Source organism: Variovorax sp. 10L426 (assembly GCF_056395305.1).
The window spans coordinates 1-399 of record NZ_JBFTJF010000119.1 but is presented as its reverse complement, the minus strand read 5'-3'; the positions used below and the strand labels follow the sequence as shown (position 1 = coordinate 399).

Sequence of the window (399 nt, the reverse complement as noted above, 5' to 3'; positions counted from 1 at the left end):
CCCACGAGGAAGCCTTCAAGGACTGGCTGGCTGGCCTTGGGGACGACATCTTGGATATTGCAAGACCGCTGTGGGACACGATCGATGACAACCGAGGAGCAAGCCATGAACCATAACGCCATCTCAATGACAAGCACTGCCACTGCCGGTTGGCGCCCGAGGTTTCGAACATTTCTGGTGGTAATGCTGGCAGCAGGGTCTGTCGCACTGTCCGGCTGTGGCGAAGACCCTATGACACTGGAAGTGGTTGGCTACAACCATACCGACGAAGGCATCTACAGCTTCTCGGTGAACGGCTATGGCGGTGCGTACCTAGGTCCGCACTCGGGGGGCGGGAAGTTCACGTGTTGCGCCAGCATTTCGCGAATTTATCGGCCCGGCATGACACTGAACGTCGAA

1 protein-coding gene is annotated in these 399 nt (G+C 57.6%); it reads left to right on the top strand.

Features of this window, described 5'->3' with window-relative positions; translation table 11 throughout:
* Positions 1 to 105 precede the first annotated feature (105 nt).
* The coding region (locus AC1DHL_RS30040; RefSeq protein ID WP_478164375.1) for a DUF3304 domain-containing protein at positions 106 to 399 on the top strand (294 nt) is incomplete at its 3' end.